Raw genomic sequence first — 16278 nt, forward strand, 5'->3', positions numbered from 1 at the left:
ACGGCTAGAAATATAAGAGTTCACAACTCAATATTTTCACATCAATTGGCTTCTTGCTGTTCAATTTAAACATACCTCTTTGAACATACCGTAAAGAAATAGAACGCGAAAGTGTGTTTTCTGTAGGTGTTCTTATGTTTGCTTTAAACTTTTGTGTTATCTTCTACAAAAACCAATGATTAAAACAGGCTCTCACATTCTAATAAATGCATTGATAAGGGAAGGGGTAGAATATGTGTTTGGCATTCCAGGCGGCGCTGTTCTTCCTTTGTTTGATGCATTATATGAATCGCAGATTAAATTTATTTTAACGAGACATGAACAGGGCGCAGGTCATGCGGCTGATGGATTTGCGAGGGCAACGGGCAAAGTAGGTGTATGTTTGGCGACCTCCGGCCCTGGCGCTACAAACTTAACAACTGCTATTGCAACGGCATACATGGATTCCGTTCCGATGGTTGCTTTGACGGGACAGGTAAAAACATTTCTTATCGGTAATGACGCCTTCCAGGAAGTTGATATTATTGGAATAACCCGCCCCATAACAAAACACAGCTATTTAGTTAAGGATGTAAAAGATTTAGCAAGAGTAGTAAAAGAAGCATTTTATTTGGCAAATTCAGGCAGACAGGGTCCCGTTTTAATAGATTTGCCCGTTGACGTCACTATGGGTGAGTGTGAAGAAATAATACCTCCCGAAGTAGATTTGCCAGGATATAAACCTACGTATGAAGGTAATATTCGTCAAATAAAAATTGCCGCAGAGGTAATTAATAATGCAAGGCGCCCTGTATTGTATACAGGTGGCGGCATTATTGCTTCAGATAGCGCAAAGGAATTATTGGAACTTGCGGAAAAAGGGAATATTCCCGTCACCACAACCCTTATGGGTCTAGGGGGCTTTCCGGAAAATCATAATTTATCTTTGGGTATGCTGGGAATGCACGGAACTGCATATGCAAATTTTGCAGTTACTGCATGTGATATATTGATTGCAATTGGTGCGAGGTTTGATGACCGTATCACGGGCAAAATTGATGAATTTGCGCCAAACGCAAAAATTATCCACATTGACATAGACCCTTCTTCCATAAGTAAAAATATCAAGGTAGATATACCGGTTGTGGGGTATGCTAAAAATACCTTGAGAGAACTTAATAAACATATCAGTTTTGTCGAGAGAAGGGAATGGTTCGATAAAATCAAGCAATGGAAAGAACAAAATCCATTAACATATAATAACAGCGGGGATCTTATAAAGCCTCAGTATGTGATAGAACAAATATATGAAGCAACGAATGGTGAGGCAATTATAACTACTGAAGTTGGACAGAATCAGATGTGGGCGGCACAGTACTATACATATACTAAGCCGCGAACATTCCTTTCGTCCGGGGGATTGGGTACCATGGGATACGGATTTCCTGCGGCAATTGGAGCGCAATTGGGATGTCCGGATAAAATTGTGGTGGATATTGCGGGGGATGGAAGTATCCAGATGAATATTCAGGAACTGAGCACCGCTGTTCGGTTGAATATTCCGGTAAAGATTGTTATTCTTAATAACGGGTACCTTGGTATGGTACGGCAATGGCAGGAGTTGTTTTACGATAAACGTTACTCCAGTGTGAGTTTAAACGGGAATCCGGATTTTGTAAAGTTGGCGGAATCGTATGGCGCGAAAGGATTTTTGATAGAAAAGAAGGAGGATGTGCGTCCTACTTTGGAAAAAGCGTTTTCCACAAAACAACCCGTCGTCATGGATTTCAGGGTGGACCCGAATGAAAATGTTTTTCCGATGGTCCCTGCAGGCAAACCAATTCATCAAATGATTGGAACAATGGCATAACAGTAAATTGTTATAATAACTAGATATAACTTATCTGTAGCCAGAAATATATTAAATACGAAGCACGCACAGGGTACAAAAAAAATGGAATTAATTTTAAGCGCAACAATTACACTTGGCATATTAGGAATGATCTTTGGCATAGGTTTGGCCATTGCCTCTGATACCTTTGCCGTGAAAGTGGATTCCCGTATCGAAAGGATTAACGAGGTGCTTCCCGGCGCAAATTGCGGGGCATGTGGGCAACCAGGGTGCGGTGGCTTTGCACAGGCGGTAGTGGAAGGGAAAGCGCCTGTTACTGGCTGTACTGTTGGACAGTCTTCTGTGGCGGAACTTGTTGCCAATATTATGGGGGTCGAATTTGAAAGTAAGGAACGGGTTTTTTCCGTTGTAATGTGTCATGCAAAAGGTGTTACGAACAGATTTATCTATAATGGGGTAAAGGATTGTCGTGCGGCAAACATTATTAGCGGCGGTTTTTTTGGCTGTGATTATGGATGTTTGGGCTTAGGTACTTGTGTTGAAGCATGTAAATTTGAAGCTATGTACATGGGAAAGGACGGTTTGCCAAAAGTAATAAGGGAACGTTGCACAGGTTGCGGAAAATGTGCGGAAGTATGCCCAAGGGAAATCATCAGCATATTGCCTGAATCAAAAATGGTGCATGTGAGATGTAAATCCTTAGATAAAGGCGCTGTTGCAAAGAAAATATGCCAGGATTCCTGCATTGCTTGTAAACGCTGCGAGAAGGAATGTCCATATGACGCAATTCATGTACAAAACAATCTTGCAGTAATTGATTACCAAAAGTGTACATCATGCGGCAAATGTGTTGATGTCTGCCCCAATCATACGATAATAAATTATGCAAGAGCGTTAAGTTACGCCTCTACGGTTTCATCTCAATAAATGCACCAGGATCGGTTTTTCATACCCAATGCTTCCATACATTCAGAGATTTGGATTGAAGGAAAAGAAGCACACCACATCTTACACGTCAAAAGAGCAAAACAGGGAAACAGAATTACCCTTTTCGATGGAAAAGGCATGGAATACAAGGCGGTTGTTGTTGAAACGCAACGTGCCGGGTTAAAAGTATTTGTTGAGAGTTCCCAGTCCATTGACAGGGAGCCAAGCGTCTCAATTACCATAGCTGTTTCTATTCCTAAAGGAAAATTTTCCGACATCTTAATCCAAAAATGTTCTGAATTGGGGATACACACTTTGATTCCGCTTCATTGTGAAAGGAGCGTTGTGGCGATAAAAGAAACGTCAGCGGAAAAGCGGGAGAGATGGAATAAGATAGTCATTGAATCCTCCAAACAATGCAAACGGAACGTTCTTACTGAAATTACGGCTGGTGTGGCGATAGAAGATTTTTTGAAAACTTTATGCGATTACGACCTTTCACTCATTCCATGTTTAAGGCATCAAGCACTGTCCCTGAAAGCTATTTTGCGCGAAAGGCCTTCTGCAAAAAAGATTGTTTGCCTCATAGGCCCTGAGGGTGGTTTTACTGATAATGAAATTGAACGTGCCGTTGAAAAAGGCTGCATTCCGGTAACTCTGGGAAGTTCTACCCTAAGAATTGAGACTGCCGCAATAGCCGTTTCCTCCATGCTGTTGTATGAATATTGTCTATGACTATGAATATGAATGCAAATCGATTTAATCAAAAGTCTGAAGTCTGATCTCCGAATTCTGACTTCCGACGTCTGATTATGCGGCAGGCAGGTTTCCTTAATACCGCTTGTAGTTGCGTTATAAATATACGGTGTTTTGTGAAAGGGTTTTTGTATGAAGGCGGTAGTGAAAGCAAATCGCTCCAGAGGACTGGAATTGGTAAATATGCCGGAACCAAAGCTTGGCCCAAAGGATGTTTTGATTAAAGTTCAGGTTGCCTCTATATGCGGAACGGATGTTCATATTGATGACTGGACATATTGGGCGCAGCAGCGCTTTACGCCACCCCGTATTATAGGCCATGAGTTTGCCGGTTATGTGCAGGAGATTGGGAAAGAGGTTACGTTTGTTAAAGCAGGAGAGAGGGTTTCTGCGGAAACTCACATTTCATGCGGCTACTGTTACCAATGCAAGAATGGATACAGAGAAGTATGCAGAAAAAGTAAATTATTAGGGATTGATTACGATGGAACGTTTGCCGAATACCTTAGCTTGCCTGAGCATGTGTTGTGGAAAGATGATCCTCGTATTCCTGACGAATGGGCGACAATTCAGGAGCCGTTTGGAAATGCCGTTGATACGGTAATGTCTGAGGACATATCTTCAAAAACGGTGCTTATTTTGGGGGCAGGTCCCATTGGTCTCTTTGCCGTTGGCATAGCAAGGGCGTGCGGGGCTTCTCTCATTATTGTTTCTGACCCAAATGATTATCGGCTGGATATCGGCAAAAAGATGGGTGCGGATATTGTGGCGAATCCGAAAAACACAGATATCCTGAACTGTGTGCTGGAAGCTACGGAGGGAAATGGCGTAGATGTGGTTCTGGAGTTTTCCGGCAATAAACTGGCGCTTGATCAGGGGCTGAAGTCTCTTACTCCCGGTGGAAGAATATCGGTTTTGGGGATATATGAAACCCCTGTTGATATTGATTTGAATAGAGAGGTTATTTTTAAAAAAATACGTATATATGGGATTACCGGCAGAAAGATATTTTCTACGTGGTATAAGACGTCCAGGTTTCTGTCTTCCGGGCTGGTGGATCCTGGACCGGTTATTACACACACGTTTTTACTGGAAGATTACGAAAAGGGCATGCAGTTAATGAGAGATGGTATGTGTGGAAAGGTTATTTTGCAGGTCATGCCGTAATTTCATTCCGTTTGCATGGATTTGAAAGACCCCTGCAACTGTTAAAGAAAGGACTCCGGAGTCATGAGCCGCCTTAATTTTATTCACGAAGAACTGGAAAAACTTGAAGAAGAGGGACTTTTCGTCAACATAAGAACCATTGAAGGCCCTCAGGATGCATGGATCACCGCAGATGGAAAGAAGGTGTTAAATCTCTGCTCAAATAATTATCTCGGGTTTGCGAATAGCCCCCGGTTAAAATCTGCTGCGAAGGGGGCGATAGATGCATATGGCGTAGGGCCTTCTGCGGTAAGAACTATTTCAGGGACCACTGTGTTGCATTGTGAGCTGGAGAGGAAACTTGCTCTTTTTAAGGGCGTAGAGAGTACCATTTCCTTTCAATCAGGATTTTGCGCAAATCTGGCAGTCATTCCCGCTATTGCTGGCAAAAATGACGTCATTTTTTCTGATGAACTGAATCATGCGAGCATTATTGATGGATGCCGCCTCTCCGGGGCAAAAATTATCAGGTATGGACATTGTAACCCTGATGACTTGTGTAGAAAAATTTCGCAGGAAAGTAATGCCGGAAAACGGTTGATAATCACGGACGGCGTGTTCAGCATGGAAGGAGATATCGCCCCCTTGCCGGAAATTGTTAACATTGCGGATGAATTCAATGCCATTACGATGGTTGATGATGCACATGGCGAGGGTGTTTTAGGGGAAGGCGGGAGAGGCATTGTTGATTATTTTAAACTGCAGGGGAAAGTAGATATCGAGGTTGGCACGCTATCAAAGGCATTTGGAGTAGTGGGTGGTTATGTAGCGGGGAGTAAAAAATTGACAGACTATCTGTCCCAAAAGGGGCGCCCCTTTCTTTTTTCAAGCGCTGCAACCTCCCCTGATGTAGCGGCATGTATTGCAGCAGTGGATATCCTTATGGAATCGAAGGTTAGGGTTGAAAAACTATGGTCAAACACCGCATTGTTCCAGAAACAAATGAAAAATACAGGTTTTGACATAGGGAGAACGCAAACGCCAATAACTCCAATAATGGTTGGAGACGCCAAATTGGCAAAAGAGTTTAGCCGGAAATTGTATGAAGAGGGGATTTTTATACAATCAATCGGGTATCCGACCGTTCCTGTTGGTAAGGCTCGTCTGCGTGCAATGCTTTCTGCTGCTCATAGCGAAAACGACCTTTTGTGGGCTGTAGGGTGTTTTGAAAAAATAGGGAAAACATTGGGGATATTGAATTAAAAAACCCTTACACCATTAATGCGATTGATTTTTCAAAGTAAAAAATTTAATATGTCCGTATTGTGTTAACTTTTTTAAAAAGGTAAATTGGTGCCGAATATGAAAAAATATATTAGTTTTGCGATACTCATTTTATGTATTGCAGGTTGCGGAAAAAGTGAAAAGGAAAGGCATGAAGAAGAAATATCTGCAACCGCGATGGATCAATCAGAGGTTTCTTCCAAAGGGGAACATGATTTTATTAAAAATGAAAAAGGCTTTATCGTTCACATGAAAGATATTAAGGTATTGCTGAAACATTTGCAGGCCTCTATTAACAAAGAAGACTGGAAAGCTATTCAGCAAGATACAAAAAAATTGAAAAATTCAAGCCCCGTCGTATATACAGGGGCAAATAAGGATGATTTGCCGACAGAATTTGTAAAGCTGGACGTCCAATTCCATTTAGATACGCTTGAATTAGTGAATGCATGTCAGGAAAAGAACAAGGATAAAGCAATGGCAGCATTTTTCAAAGTGGTGAATGGGTGTGACGAATGCCACGCCAAGTTCAATCCAAAAGAAACCTCCACCTCTTGGTTCCGATAAAGAGTCATTTTTACAATATCAATAGGAATGAAGGGGTTTTTGTGTCATGCAATAGCCCTGAGATTAAATATAGCCAAACAAATTAGGTCTTTTCGAAACATAATGACATCGTAAGCGCATTGAACAAGGGATTGCCGCCTCTTGTATCAATTCATTTTTTAGAAAACTATACGCTTATGGCTATACATCCCTAATGATATTTATTGAAAAAGGTAAATTATGATTAAAAAAATTTTGATTGTAGATGATTCTATTGTTGCCAGATTGGGGGTAAAAAATTGTATATTAAAAGAGGCCTCATATGAGATATACGAAGCATTTGACGGTTTTATGGGTGTTGGGGAGTTTAAAAGGGTTTCGCCTGATTTAACTTTCATGGATATAACAATGCCTGTTATGTCCGGGATTCAGGCGCTTGAAGAGATAAAAAAAATCGATAAAAACGCACTGGTCATTGTGATAACTGCGGATGTTCAGCTAAAGACTATTGAAAAAGTGAAAGGGTTGGGTGCATTAACATTGTTGAGAAAGCCTCCTAAAAAAGAAGATATAATTAATGCCATAGCAAAGGCAAGAGAGATCCAGGAAAGTAAAGAGAAAAAATGAACGATACTTCGGGGAATTTTCTGAGCGAATTACAAATAGATGCGCTCAAAGAGATCATTAATATTGCATTTGGAAATGCGGCGGCGTCACTTTCCGAGGTTATTGAATTGCATGCGACATTAAACGTTCCTGAGATAAAGATAGTGCATTCAAAAGAGCTGCGGGATTTTATTGGCACCGCTTTTGAAAGTGGTGAAGATTTGCATATCGTTGAACAACATTATACATCTGAATTCAAAGGTATTGCATATCTTGCCTTTTCCAGAAATAGCGGTAAATTATTCATTTCATTGCTGGAAGAATATAATGAAATGCCTGCAAACATGTCCATTAATTTGCTGGAAAAGGAAACGTTAACGGAGGTGGGAAATATTATAATCGGCGCTTGTCTCAGCAAAATAGCGGAATTGCTGTCGGATGTCGTTTCCTATCTTCCGCCAAGATATATCGATGGAAAGTATTTATATGAAGACATGCCGGGGAATTTCTTCGATGGAGAAGGATATGCGGTTATCCTTAAAACCATATTTCAATTTGAAAAAGCGGATGTTGATGGCTTTTTGTTTCTTCTTATTAATATGGATTCTATCGATAAGATAAAAGAAGCGGTTGATAAATTTATGAGTAAATATGAATAAAATTCCAGAGCAAATCTGCAATTCGATAAATATGGGGCTGGTTATACTGAATGCTGAATTTAAGGTACATTACTGGAACCAATGGATGGAGATGAACAGCGGAATACCTGCCGGGAATATTACCGGCTCGGTGCTGTTTGACTTTTTCCCAAATTTAAACGACCGGAAATTTTTGCGAAATTGTAAATCGATATTCGCCTTCGGAAATTTCTGCTTTCTTTCCCAAAAACTGCATCATTATATTTTCCCGTTCAGACCCGTAAGCTCCTTTGGCTTACAGTTTGACTACATGCAGCAGAGCTGCTCAATATTTCCTATTCGCAATGGAAATGAAAAGATAGAGCACATATGTATTGCAGTGCGGGACGTTACTGAAATAGTTGCATACGAGCATAAACTTCTGGACGCCACAAGGAGGGACTATCTGACCGGGTCGTTTAACCGCAAATATCTAGAGGATAAACTGAGGGAGGAGTTTGAACGGCACAGGAGATACGGCGCACCTCTTTGCCTAATTATTTTTGATATAGATGATTTTAAACAGGTAAACGACTCCTGCGGGCATTTGTATGGAGATTTTGTCCTTCGCGAGGTGGTTGCGAAAGTTGAGTCCGGATTAAGAACTACCGACATCCTGGCACGCTATGGTGGAGAAGAGTTTTGCTGCATACTCCCGGAAACCGGCTTGAAATCAGCCATTGAGGTGGCGGAACGATTCAGGGAAAACATCGCCTCTGAAGAATACAGGTTCCAGGGATATTCGAGGAAAATAACCATTAGTTTAGGAGTTGCTGCATTGAATAAAAATATTACGAATACCGATATGTTATTCAAAAAGGCAGATGACGCCCTTTACACAGCAAAAAGGGAAGGGAAAAACAGGGTGCTATCCGCTGACCATTAGAGAACCTTTTTAATGGACTTTTACCTAAGCGGACATAGCCAGAACCGAACAAGCAAGCAAGCAAGAAATAAAAAATACGAAATTCGAAGTACGAAATACGAAACAAATCCCCAAAATACAAAATCCCAATGGAAAAAACCATATTTATGTTATCGCTATTGCACACTTACACCGTGAACCAATGTATTGGATAACTAACAAGACGTTGCACCTGATCGCCATTCCGCTCCGCTCCATAGCGGCAGGTGTGTTCAATCGTTAGTGGCAATCAATGAGACAGAGATGATATGACAAAGAAAGCAATTGTTGTTGGTGCGACATCAGGAATCGGGAGGGAATTAGCAAAGATTTTCTCTCAAAATGGCTATATAGTTGGACTTGCAGGCAGAAGGACTCACCTGCTTGATGATCTCAAGAACGAACTTCCCTATAATTCTTTCGCAAAACATATTGATGTCTCTCAAACAGATAAAGCAGTAAACCAACTCAAAGAGCTAATTGCAGAAATGGAAGGGGTGGACATCATCATTATAAACTCTGGAGTAGGATTTATTAACAAGGATTTAGAATGGCCCCCGGAAAAAGAAACCATTGATATTAATGTCTCTGGTTTTGCTGCAATAGCAAATGTTGCTATGCATCATTTTTTATCGAAAGGTTCCGGCCATTTGGTAGGCCTATCGTCTATAGCAGCACTTAGAGGGGACGGCGATGCTCCTGCATACAATGCATCAAAAGCCTTTGTTTCAAACTATATGGAAGGCTTGCGAAAAAAGGTGGCAAAATCAGGGTTATCCATTACGGTTACAGATATTCAGCCAGGGTTTGTGGATACAGCAATGGCAAAAGGAGACGGACTTTTTTGGGTTGCATCTCCCCAGAAAGCAGCACAACAAATATATACCGCTATCAAAAGGAAGAAGAAACATGCTTATATAACTAAACGATGGAGGCTTATTGGATTGGTAATGAAAATCGTTCCGGAAACTATTTATAATAGGCTATAAAATTCATAAAAAAACTTCTAACAAATCAGTGTACGCCGGAATTAAGGGACACTGTATCTAATGCTTAAAAGTATCGAGGTTAGGATATCTCAGTCAGCCGTTTTCCGATATAATATCCTCAGATAATTTAAAGGTGGTAGTAATGGAATTTGGATGGGACCCCGAAAAAGCAAAGAAGAACCATAAAAAACATGGCGTCCATTTTGAAGAAGCATCAACCGTATTTTATGATCCTTTGTCAGCTACTTTTGATGACCCTGACCATTCAATTGGCGAACATAGACTAATCACTGTAGGTTTTTCGGCAGAGGAACGTTTGCTAGTGGTTTCACATACCGAGAGAGGTAAAACTATACACATTATAAGCGCGCGACTTGCAACTGCGCGGGAAAGGACAAGACATGAAAACTAAAACGCAAAAGGTAAGTGACGAATTACGCCCAGAATACGACTTTGACTATTCTAAAGCTGTTCGTGGTAAATACCACAAACGGTTATCCGAGGAAGGATCGAATATTGTTGTTCTCGAACCGGATGTGGCCAAAGCTTTTAGCACTTCAGCAGCAGTGAATGAAGCATTACGGTCGCTCCTTGATTTTACTCGTTCGACGCAACGCCTAACAAATCGTTCCGGTGGACACCTAAAAGAGCACCACTGAGATCTACGTTATTGAATTGAAAAAAAAATAAATTTATGCCTAAAATATACGTATATTGTGGAATAGTCATAATATTTTACAGTAACGAGCATGAACCGGTTCACGTCCATGGTAAATATCAAGGTAAAGAGTCTAAGGCAGAATTAATAATTAAAGAAGGAAAAGTAGAAAGTGTTGTTATTAAATCTGTAAAAGGGCGGCCCCCATTGCCTACAAGTACTTTAAGAGACTTTGAAAAATTTGTTAACGCCTATGCCGACAAAATTGTCCGGAAATGGATTGATTATTTTGTTTTGCATAAACAAATTTCATGTGAAATTATTGAAAGGAAAGTAAAATGATTTTTGATGAACAAGTTATTACAATCATTTCTGCGGAATACCTTGGAGAATATAAAATTAAATTATCATTTAATGATAACACGATTCAAGTAGTAGATTTTTTTCCATTCTTAAATAGCTCTTTAAATCCTTTAATAAGAAAATATTTAGACAAACAGGAATTTAAAAAATTTAAAATTGACAATGGTGATTTAGAGTGGAATGACTATGATCTTTGCTTTCCGATTGCAGATTTGTATGAAAATAATATAAAACCATAACAAGCCACTGAAGCTAGCCCCTTTATTATGTGTGATTCGATTGATTAGTTTTAGATTCACTTGTTAATTTTTTATCTTTCATAATTCCTCTCGTCAATCGGGGTAGCTTAGCTCAACCGTTAGTATTTCGGATTTCATCATTAAATATTTTGCCAAAAAATGCTAAGAAATTACTGATAAGGTGCTCCATGTCTCCACCCAAACATATTTTCCCGCTTTATATCGTCGGGCAAAATGCAATTCTGCAGACTGCCCATCCCCGTCGATTATGCCGGCGGATAAGAAGCCATGCGTAATTCGTAGAAATGGATTAAAACGGAAAACCTTAACCATAGTAAGGAGAAATTGTATGGAAGAAAAGGGAAAAAAGATATTTTACGATGTCCATTGTCATGCACTGAATTTGAGCCATGGAGGGCTTCTTGCCTTTTTGAATCGCTTTTTAAAAGACCGGGCGGTATCCTTCTCCGATCTGCTGGGGAAGGGCAAATTTCTCCAGGTTATCTGCCGTTTATTGGGGATAGATTTCAGTGTGAAACTACTGAAAACACTATTGATTGTCTTAAGCGTCGTTCTCTCCGGAATCGTATTGCTTGCGGTAAGCAAATATGAATATTTCCTTTCAGGTAAGGTAAGCGATATCGTTTTGGTTAGTGCATTTTCGGTCGTTTTAACCGCCCTCGTTTTTGCCCTGTGGGCTTTACGAAAGATAGCTTCAGGGGAAAGCGACCTCATAACAAACACGCTTAAAAAAAATATCAATCTTCTTTCTGTTATTGAGAATGATACGGGGAGTTTATTTCTTTCTATGGAAATGGATATCTTGTCTGCGGATGAAAGATTCAAGGAATTAATAAATGAATATCGTACCTCATCAACCTACAAATATGCGTCATTTATAAAAGATATCGGGGAGAAATGGAAAGAAACCGGGAATGAAATACATATCAAAACAAAAGAGGGAAAAACACTAAAGTACAATAAAATGGTTATTACCCCTCTGATAATAGATTTTGGTTACAAGTGCTTTGACATGCAAGGCATTTATTATAATAAACCGCCCAGAAAACCAGTTGTGGAGCAGGTTGTTGATGTTTTCAACGGGATAAGGGAGTATAGGGAAATGAGTCCTGTTAAATTACTCGATATTTATCCCTTTATGGGAATTAATACGAGGAATTATGACCTGGGAATTGTGAAAGTAGTTCCAAAAGAGGAAAAAGACGCATTTGACCATTTTCTGAAGAGCAGAAAAATCCCTCAAAGGATAAAAGAGCATGTAAGAGATACTTTGAAAAACAACGTTACTTATATTGAGAAGACGGGCAAACTGGTATTTTATAAAGAAAGCGAAACCCTGGGAAATGATTTGCGCACGGTCTCTTCTCATGTCCAAATTGATGAAGGTTTGATTGATAAAATAGATGGCATGTCTGAGGAATCGGTTCGTACCCGCTTAAACGAAAAAAATAATATTCCCAAAATGCTTGAAAAGTATTTTGGGGAATATACGAATGCAAAATATGAAACCTTTGCTAAGAAAAACAGGGAGCATTACTTTTTCGATGAGAAAGATACCAAAAAGAAGGAAAAGACGATATCTGTGAAAGGGATTGACGACCTGCGCAGTTATTTCTTTGCGGGAGTTAAATTATATCCACCCCTGGGGTTTGACCCCTGGCCCGACCACGAGGACAAACCCATCGATACCGCCACGGAATTTGACAAGGTAAATTATCTCTATCAGTTTTGCAGTGAAAGGGGCATTCCGATAACGGTACATTGTTCACCCGGCGGTTTTAAAACTGCTCACCACAGCATTGAATATACCAATCCTGAAAAATGGAAAAACGTACTTTCCACATATGAGAATCTAAAAATCAATTTTGCTCATTGTGGGTTTGATAATAATAAGCCCCATAAATCGTGGTTGGATACTATCATGGAGCTTATGGGCGGGTATAAAGGCGTCTATGCGGATTTTTCTTATATCGGGAATAGCAGAGATTCTTATACCTTTTTAAAGGAACGAATCGTTGGTAAAGGGTTCGAGGATCGCATACTCTTTGGCAGTGATTTTCCGGTTAACCTGTTTGGTGTGGATTCGTATAAGGATTATGCAGAGAATTTCTTTTATCTCTCTCTGGATACGCATTTAAAACACAAATTCAACTCTGCGAATCCTCATAAATTTCTCTGGGCTTAGGGTAAATCAGAAGTCAGAGGTCGGAAGTCGGAAGTCTGATTAAAGTGAGCCTGAGCAATTTCACGGGCAAACAAGTTTGCCAGTCCCCCTCTTAGCGGAGTACATATTTTCCCAGATACTCTTCCAATGCTTCCTGCCAAGGCCTCATCTTGTGTCCGGTTGCCTGTACAAACTTTGTACAATTCAATGAGGAGTTTTGAGGTACCGTGGCTGCGCGTTTAAAATCTTCTGCCTTAATGGATTGGAGAGATACCTGTATATTTGACAATCTAAATATCTCCCTTGCCCACTCATACCATGAACAAATGCCATCATTCGCAATGTGATAAATACCATGAAGATCAAGCGAAAGAACATACCGGAGAGCACGGACAAGGTCTGCGGCATAGGTAGGGCTTCCAAATTGGTCTCTTACGACGGATACGGCATGTTTTTCTAGTCCGATATGCAGTATTTTTGTCACAAAATTGCTTTTATGCTGCCCGTAAAGCCGTGAAATCCGAATAATGGTATAGTTGCCGTTTATTTCCTGCACAGCTTCCTCTCCTGCACGTTTCGATTTGCCGTACACCGAGAGTGGGTGGGGCGGGTCTGTTTCATTATACGGCGTATTCTTAGCGCCATCGAAAACATAATCAGTGCTGATATGGATGACCCGGGCATTCAGATTTTTTCCCGCCAGTGCGACGTTTTTTGCCCCCTCTGCATTCACGGCATATGCCTTGTCGATATTTGTTTCGCAGGCGTCAACGTCGGTAAATGCGGCACAATTAATGATTACGTCCGGCGTGGTTCGGGCAATCGTCTCAAAAGTATTTGAGGCATTGGTAATTTCTATTTGTGAATGACTGGCGCAAATGACGGAGAGGGGTTGTTTTTCTGTTTCAAAAAGAGGCGGCAACCCATTCGCCAGCTCCCACCCCAGCGCACCATTCGAGCCTATAATGAGTATCTTCATGTATGGAGTGTATTTGAGTGCAACTGGTAAACACGCTTGTATTCCCCGTCATCATGTATGAGGGATGCGTGGCTGCCTGTTTCAACGATTTGACCTTGTTTCATTACAATGATTCTATCACAATGCTGGATAGTGGAAAGCCGGTGGGCGACGATGATGGTGGTTTTCCCGGCAATAAGATTATTCAATGCGTCTTGCACCAATTTTTCAGATTCGTAGTCCAGGGAGGATGTTGCTTCGTCCAGCAACAGGATGGAGGCATTTTTCAGAATAGCACGCGCAATGGCAATTCGCTGGCGCTGTCCTCCGGATAATTTCACTCCCATTTCTCCAACTATAGTGTCGTATACTTCCGGGAGGGACATAATAAATTCATGAATATTGGCCGCTTTTGCCGCATGCTGGATTTCTTCCATTGTTGCATCCCGTCTGCCATAAAGAATGTTTTCATACAGGCTCCGGTTAAATAAAAATGTCTGTTGCGTAACCAATGCCATATGCGAAAGAAGCGATTCCCGCTTTATCCGGCGGAGGTCTATACCGTCAATAGTAATAGAACCCTCTGTCGGGTCGTAAAAACGGGAGATCAGATTTACGAGGGTGGATTTCCCTGCCCCGCTTTCTCCTACAATTGCGATTACCTCGCCCTTTTGTATATTCAGACATATATTTTCCAACACACGTTCTTTTTTCCCTTCATAGGAAAAACTCACATTATTGAAGAAAATGCCATCCTCCATTTTTTTCAGCGTCACGGCATCCGGCGAGTCCTTTATATTTGATTCTATGTTAAATAATTCAAACACCCTGTTCGCGCCGGCGAGAGATTCCTGCAAACCCGTGTAACTCTTTGCGATCTTCTTAACAGAGGGGATGACCATAAAGCCAATTGCGGTAATAAATCCGCCAAGTTCCCCTGGGGTAATTTGATGTGACATAACGACATAGCCACCCAATATAACCATTGCGGCAAGCCCTACCGCATAAATAAAATCATTGGTGCTGCTGTTCAATGATTTTGCCTTTACCATTTTTAGCGTTCTGCTAAGGAAGCGTTCTCCGATAAAATGAATTTCGCGACGTTCTTCATCTTCCATCCTGAATGATTTTACAATCCGGATACCTGCAAATATCTCGCGAAACGCATCTGTGAGTTCGGAGAGATGCCGTAAGCTCCCTTTTCCGTGCCTCTTTATCTTTTTTCCGATTAAAATGGCAGGGATGAAAACTACCGGAAAAATAATTAAAGAAAACAAAGATAATTTCCAGCTGAAATAGAATGCAAGGACTAATCCGCAAGTCAATTGCATGGGCAGAAATAACACCTCATCAAAGAGCACCTTGAGACCTGCCTGTGTAACAGCGACGTCGTTTGTCAATCTCGAAAGAAGATCGCCGCTTTTTCTGTTCTCGAAAAAGCTTAACGGCTGAGGCAACAAGTGGTCACAGATCTTGTTCCGGATATCCACAACAACAGCCCATCTGACGAAATTCCTGTAATATTGCTGAAAATAACTGGTAAAAAAGATAACCGGAGCGAGAATGGCTATTACTATGCCAATACTGGTGAAGGAACGCGTCATTCGTTCCCGTAATTTTCCGATAAAAGAAAATTTGTTTAGGGTATTTTTTTTTAATTCTCCCAGCGGAGACCGTGTATTTTTTTCGATGTCGGTTTGGGAGTCTATATCAATGGTTGGCAGTTCTGTGGTTGTAGTTATTTCCCCCGATACCAGTTTGTCTATAACCGGCTTAATCAGCGAGATTTGAATACCATTTGCCGCAGTATAAAGCACCATGCAGCCAATGGCAATCGCCATTTGTTTCCAATAGGGTTTCGCAAAGGAAAGTAGTTTTCCGCATTCGGAAAGGAATGAAGTATTTTTCATTTATTAAAACTTATATGCTACGGGAAAAACGTTAATAAAAGATTCTTATGGCGAGGTTGATAATTACAATTTGTTATGTACTCATGTGATATGAAGAGCGCATAGATAAAAAATGTTATCACATCACAAGATGCTTTTCAATAAAAAGATTATACGCCGAAAAACAAAGAAGATAAATACCTGCTGGCGGAATAAAAGCAGCAAATAGATATTATTCAATTGCAGAATGCCCCCTGATCGTGTTATATTCTTGTAATTTTACAGAGATTTCAAAGACGGTTATCTGTTTCTTTATGATG

At 40.6% G+C, this 16278-nt stretch carries 17 protein-coding genes; 15 read left to right on the forward strand and 2 right to left on the reverse strand.

The window, feature by feature from the left end; genetic code table 11:
- Nucleotides 1-175 precede the first annotated feature (175 nt).
- The 15 genes from ilvB (at nucleotide 176) to ABJL82_RS04270 (ending at nucleotide 13132) form a co-directional block, all read left to right on the forward strand.
- Complete coding sequence (gene ilvB / locus ABJL82_RS04200; protein WP_347273468.1) at nucleotides 176-1849, forward strand: biosynthetic-type acetolactate synthase large subunit; 1674 nt, start codon at nucleotides 176-178, stop codon at nucleotides 1847-1849.
- Between the two features lie 84 nt (nucleotides 1850-1933).
- Nucleotides 1934-2758, forward strand: a complete 825-nt coding sequence (locus tag ABJL82_RS04205) for an RnfABCDGE type electron transport complex subunit B (RefSeq protein ID WP_347273470.1) — start codon at nucleotides 1934-1936, stop codon at nucleotides 2756-2758.
- On the forward strand, nucleotides 2759-3493 hold the full coding sequence (locus ABJL82_RS04210; RefSeq protein ID WP_347273471.1) for an RsmE family RNA methyltransferase: 735 nt from the start codon (nucleotides 2759-2761) through the stop codon (nucleotides 3491-3493). It begins immediately after the preceding gene.
- A 153-nt stretch (nucleotides 3494-3646) separates the two neighbouring features.
- Nucleotides 3647-4681 (forward strand): L-threonine 3-dehydrogenase, encoded by a 1035-nt coding sequence (gene tdh, locus ABJL82_RS04215; RefSeq protein WP_347273473.1) that lies wholly within the window; start codon nucleotides 3647-3649, stop codon nucleotides 4679-4681.
- A gap of 63 nt (nucleotides 4682-4744) precedes the next feature.
- The gene (locus ABJL82_RS04220; protein ID WP_347273474.1) at nucleotides 4745-5923 is read left to right on the forward strand and encodes a glycine C-acetyltransferase; all 1179 of its coding nucleotides are present in this window, start codon (nucleotides 4745-4747) and stop codon (nucleotides 5921-5923) included.
- Nucleotides 5924-6022: 99 nt separating this feature from the next.
- The gene (locus ABJL82_RS04225; protein WP_347273475.1) at nucleotides 6023-6511 is read left to right on the forward strand and encodes a hypothetical protein; all 489 of its coding nucleotides are present in this window, start codon (nucleotides 6023-6025) and stop codon (nucleotides 6509-6511) included.
- A gap of 219 nt (nucleotides 6512-6730) precedes the next feature.
- Complete coding sequence (locus ABJL82_RS04230) at nucleotides 6731-7117, forward strand: response regulator (RefSeq protein ID WP_347273476.1); 387 nt, start codon at nucleotides 6731-6733, stop codon at nucleotides 7115-7117.
- Nucleotides 7114-7755 (forward strand): hypothetical protein, encoded by a 642-nt coding sequence (locus ABJL82_RS04235; protein ID WP_347273477.1) that lies wholly within the window; start codon nucleotides 7114-7116, stop codon nucleotides 7753-7755. The genes ABJL82_RS04230 and ABJL82_RS04235 overlap by 4 nt, the downstream gene beginning before the upstream one ends.
- Nucleotides 7748-8659: a diguanylate cyclase gene (locus tag ABJL82_RS04240; RefSeq protein WP_347273478.1), complete on the forward strand. Its 912-nt coding sequence runs from the start codon at nucleotides 7748-7750 to the stop codon at nucleotides 8657-8659. Before ABJL82_RS04235 ends, ABJL82_RS04240 begins: the two co-directional genes overlap by 8 nt.
- Before the next feature lie 287 nt (nucleotides 8660-8946).
- Nucleotides 8947-9666 carry an SDR family NAD(P)-dependent oxidoreductase gene (locus ABJL82_RS04245; RefSeq protein WP_347273479.1) on the forward strand — a complete coding sequence of 240 codons (720 nt, stop codon included), beginning with the start codon at nucleotides 8947-8949 and terminating at the stop codon, nucleotides 9664-9666.
- 142 nt (nucleotides 9667-9808) lie between these two features.
- Nucleotides 9809-10078, forward strand: coding sequence for a BrnT family toxin (locus ABJL82_RS04250; protein ID WP_347273480.1), 270 nt, complete (start codon nucleotides 9809-9811; stop codon nucleotides 10076-10078).
- Nucleotides 10068-10325 (forward strand): hypothetical protein, encoded by a 258-nt coding sequence (locus tag ABJL82_RS04255; RefSeq protein WP_347273481.1) that lies wholly within the window; start codon nucleotides 10068-10070, stop codon nucleotides 10323-10325. The genes ABJL82_RS04250 and ABJL82_RS04255 overlap by 11 nt, the downstream gene beginning before the upstream one ends.
- A gap of 35 nt (nucleotides 10326-10360) precedes the next feature.
- Nucleotides 10361-10666, forward strand: coding sequence for a DUF4160 domain-containing protein (locus tag ABJL82_RS04260; protein WP_347273482.1), 306 nt, complete (start codon nucleotides 10361-10363; stop codon nucleotides 10664-10666).
- Nucleotides 10663-10926, forward strand: a complete 264-nt coding sequence (locus ABJL82_RS04265; RefSeq protein ID WP_347273483.1) for a DUF2442 domain-containing protein — start codon at nucleotides 10663-10665, stop codon at nucleotides 10924-10926. Before ABJL82_RS04260 ends, ABJL82_RS04265 begins: the two co-directional genes overlap by 4 nt.
- Nucleotides 10927-11275: 349 nt before the next feature.
- Entirely contained in the window at nucleotides 11276-13132 is a 1857-nt protein-coding gene (locus ABJL82_RS04270) for an amidohydrolase family protein (RefSeq protein WP_347273484.1), read from the forward strand.
- Nucleotides 13133-13223: 91 nt separating this feature from the next.
- On the opposite strand, the gene rfbD is transcribed toward ABJL82_RS04270, so the two are convergent.
- Nucleotides 13224-14090, reverse strand: a complete 867-nt coding sequence (gene rfbD, locus ABJL82_RS04275; protein ID WP_347273485.1) for a dTDP-4-dehydrorhamnose reductase — start codon at nucleotides 14088-14090, stop codon at nucleotides 13224-13226.
- A complete protein-coding gene (locus tag ABJL82_RS04280; RefSeq protein ID WP_347273486.1) occupies nucleotides 14087-15979 on the reverse strand; it encodes an ABC transporter ATP-binding protein in 1893 nt (630 codons plus the stop codon). Before ABJL82_RS04280 ends, rfbD begins: the two co-directional genes overlap by 4 nt.
- Between the last annotated feature and the right edge of the window lie 299 nt (nucleotides 15980-16278).

Origin of the sequence: Candidatus Kuenenia sp. (assembly GCF_039794105.1) — a bacterium.
GTDB lineage: Bacteria > Planctomycetota > Brocadiia > Brocadiales > Brocadiaceae > Kuenenia.

Excerpts from the sequence above, each read along its gene's own strand:
- ABJL82_RS04220 (WP_347273474.1), top strand. The coding sequence starts at position 4,745 with ATGAGCCGCCTTAATTTTATTCACGAAGAACTGGAAAAACTTGAAGAA.
- ABJL82_RS04205 (WP_347273470.1), top strand. The coding sequence starts at position 1,934 with ATGGAATTAATTTTAAGCGCAACAATTACACTTGGCATATTAGGAATG.
- ABJL82_RS04230 (WP_347273476.1), top strand. The coding sequence starts at position 6,731 with ATGATTAAAAAAATTTTGATTGTAGATGATTCTATTGTTGCCAGATTG.
- ABJL82_RS04225 (WP_347273475.1), top strand. The coding sequence starts at position 6,023 with ATGAAAAAATATATTAGTTTTGCGATACTCATTTTATGTATTGCAGGT.
- ABJL82_RS04255 (WP_347273481.1), top strand. The coding sequence starts at position 10,068 with ATGAAAACTAAAACGCAAAAGGTAAGTGACGAATTACGCCCAGAATAC.
- ilvB (WP_347273468.1), top strand. The coding sequence starts at position 176 with ATGATTAAAACAGGCTCTCACATTCTAATAAATGCATTGATAAGGGAA.
- ABJL82_RS04245 (WP_347273479.1), top strand. The coding sequence starts at position 8,947 with ATGACAAAGAAAGCAATTGTTGTTGGTGCGACATCAGGAATCGGGAGG.
- tdh (WP_347273473.1), top strand. The coding sequence starts at position 3,647 with ATGAAGGCGGTAGTGAAAGCAAATCGCTCCAGAGGACTGGAATTGGTA.
- ABJL82_RS04280 (WP_347273486.1), bottom strand. The coding sequence starts at position 15,979 with ATGAAAAATACTTCATTCCTTTCCGAATGCGGAAAACTACTTTCCTTT.
- ABJL82_RS04240 (WP_347273478.1), top strand. The coding sequence starts at position 7,748 with ATGAATAAAATTCCAGAGCAAATCTGCAATTCGATAAATATGGGGCTG.
- ABJL82_RS04250 (WP_347273480.1), top strand. The coding sequence starts at position 9,809 with ATGGAATTTGGATGGGACCCCGAAAAAGCAAAGAAGAACCATAAAAAA.
- ABJL82_RS04260 (WP_347273482.1), top strand. The coding sequence starts at position 10,361 with ATGCCTAAAATATACGTATATTGTGGAATAGTCATAATATTTTACAGT.
- ABJL82_RS04265 (WP_347273483.1), top strand. The coding sequence starts at position 10,663 with ATGATTTTTGATGAACAAGTTATTACAATCATTTCTGCGGAATACCTT.
- ABJL82_RS04270 (WP_347273484.1), top strand. The coding sequence starts at position 11,276 with ATGGAAGAAAAGGGAAAAAAGATATTTTACGATGTCCATTGTCATGCA.
- ABJL82_RS04235 (WP_347273477.1), top strand. The coding sequence starts at position 7,114 with ATGAACGATACTTCGGGGAATTTTCTGAGCGAATTACAAATAGATGCG.
- rfbD (WP_347273485.1), bottom strand. The coding sequence starts at position 14,090 with ATGAAGATACTCATTATAGGCTCGAATGGTGCGCTGGGGTGGGAGCTG.
- ABJL82_RS04210 (WP_347273471.1), top strand. The coding sequence starts at position 2,759 with ATGCACCAGGATCGGTTTTTCATACCCAATGCTTCCATACATTCAGAG.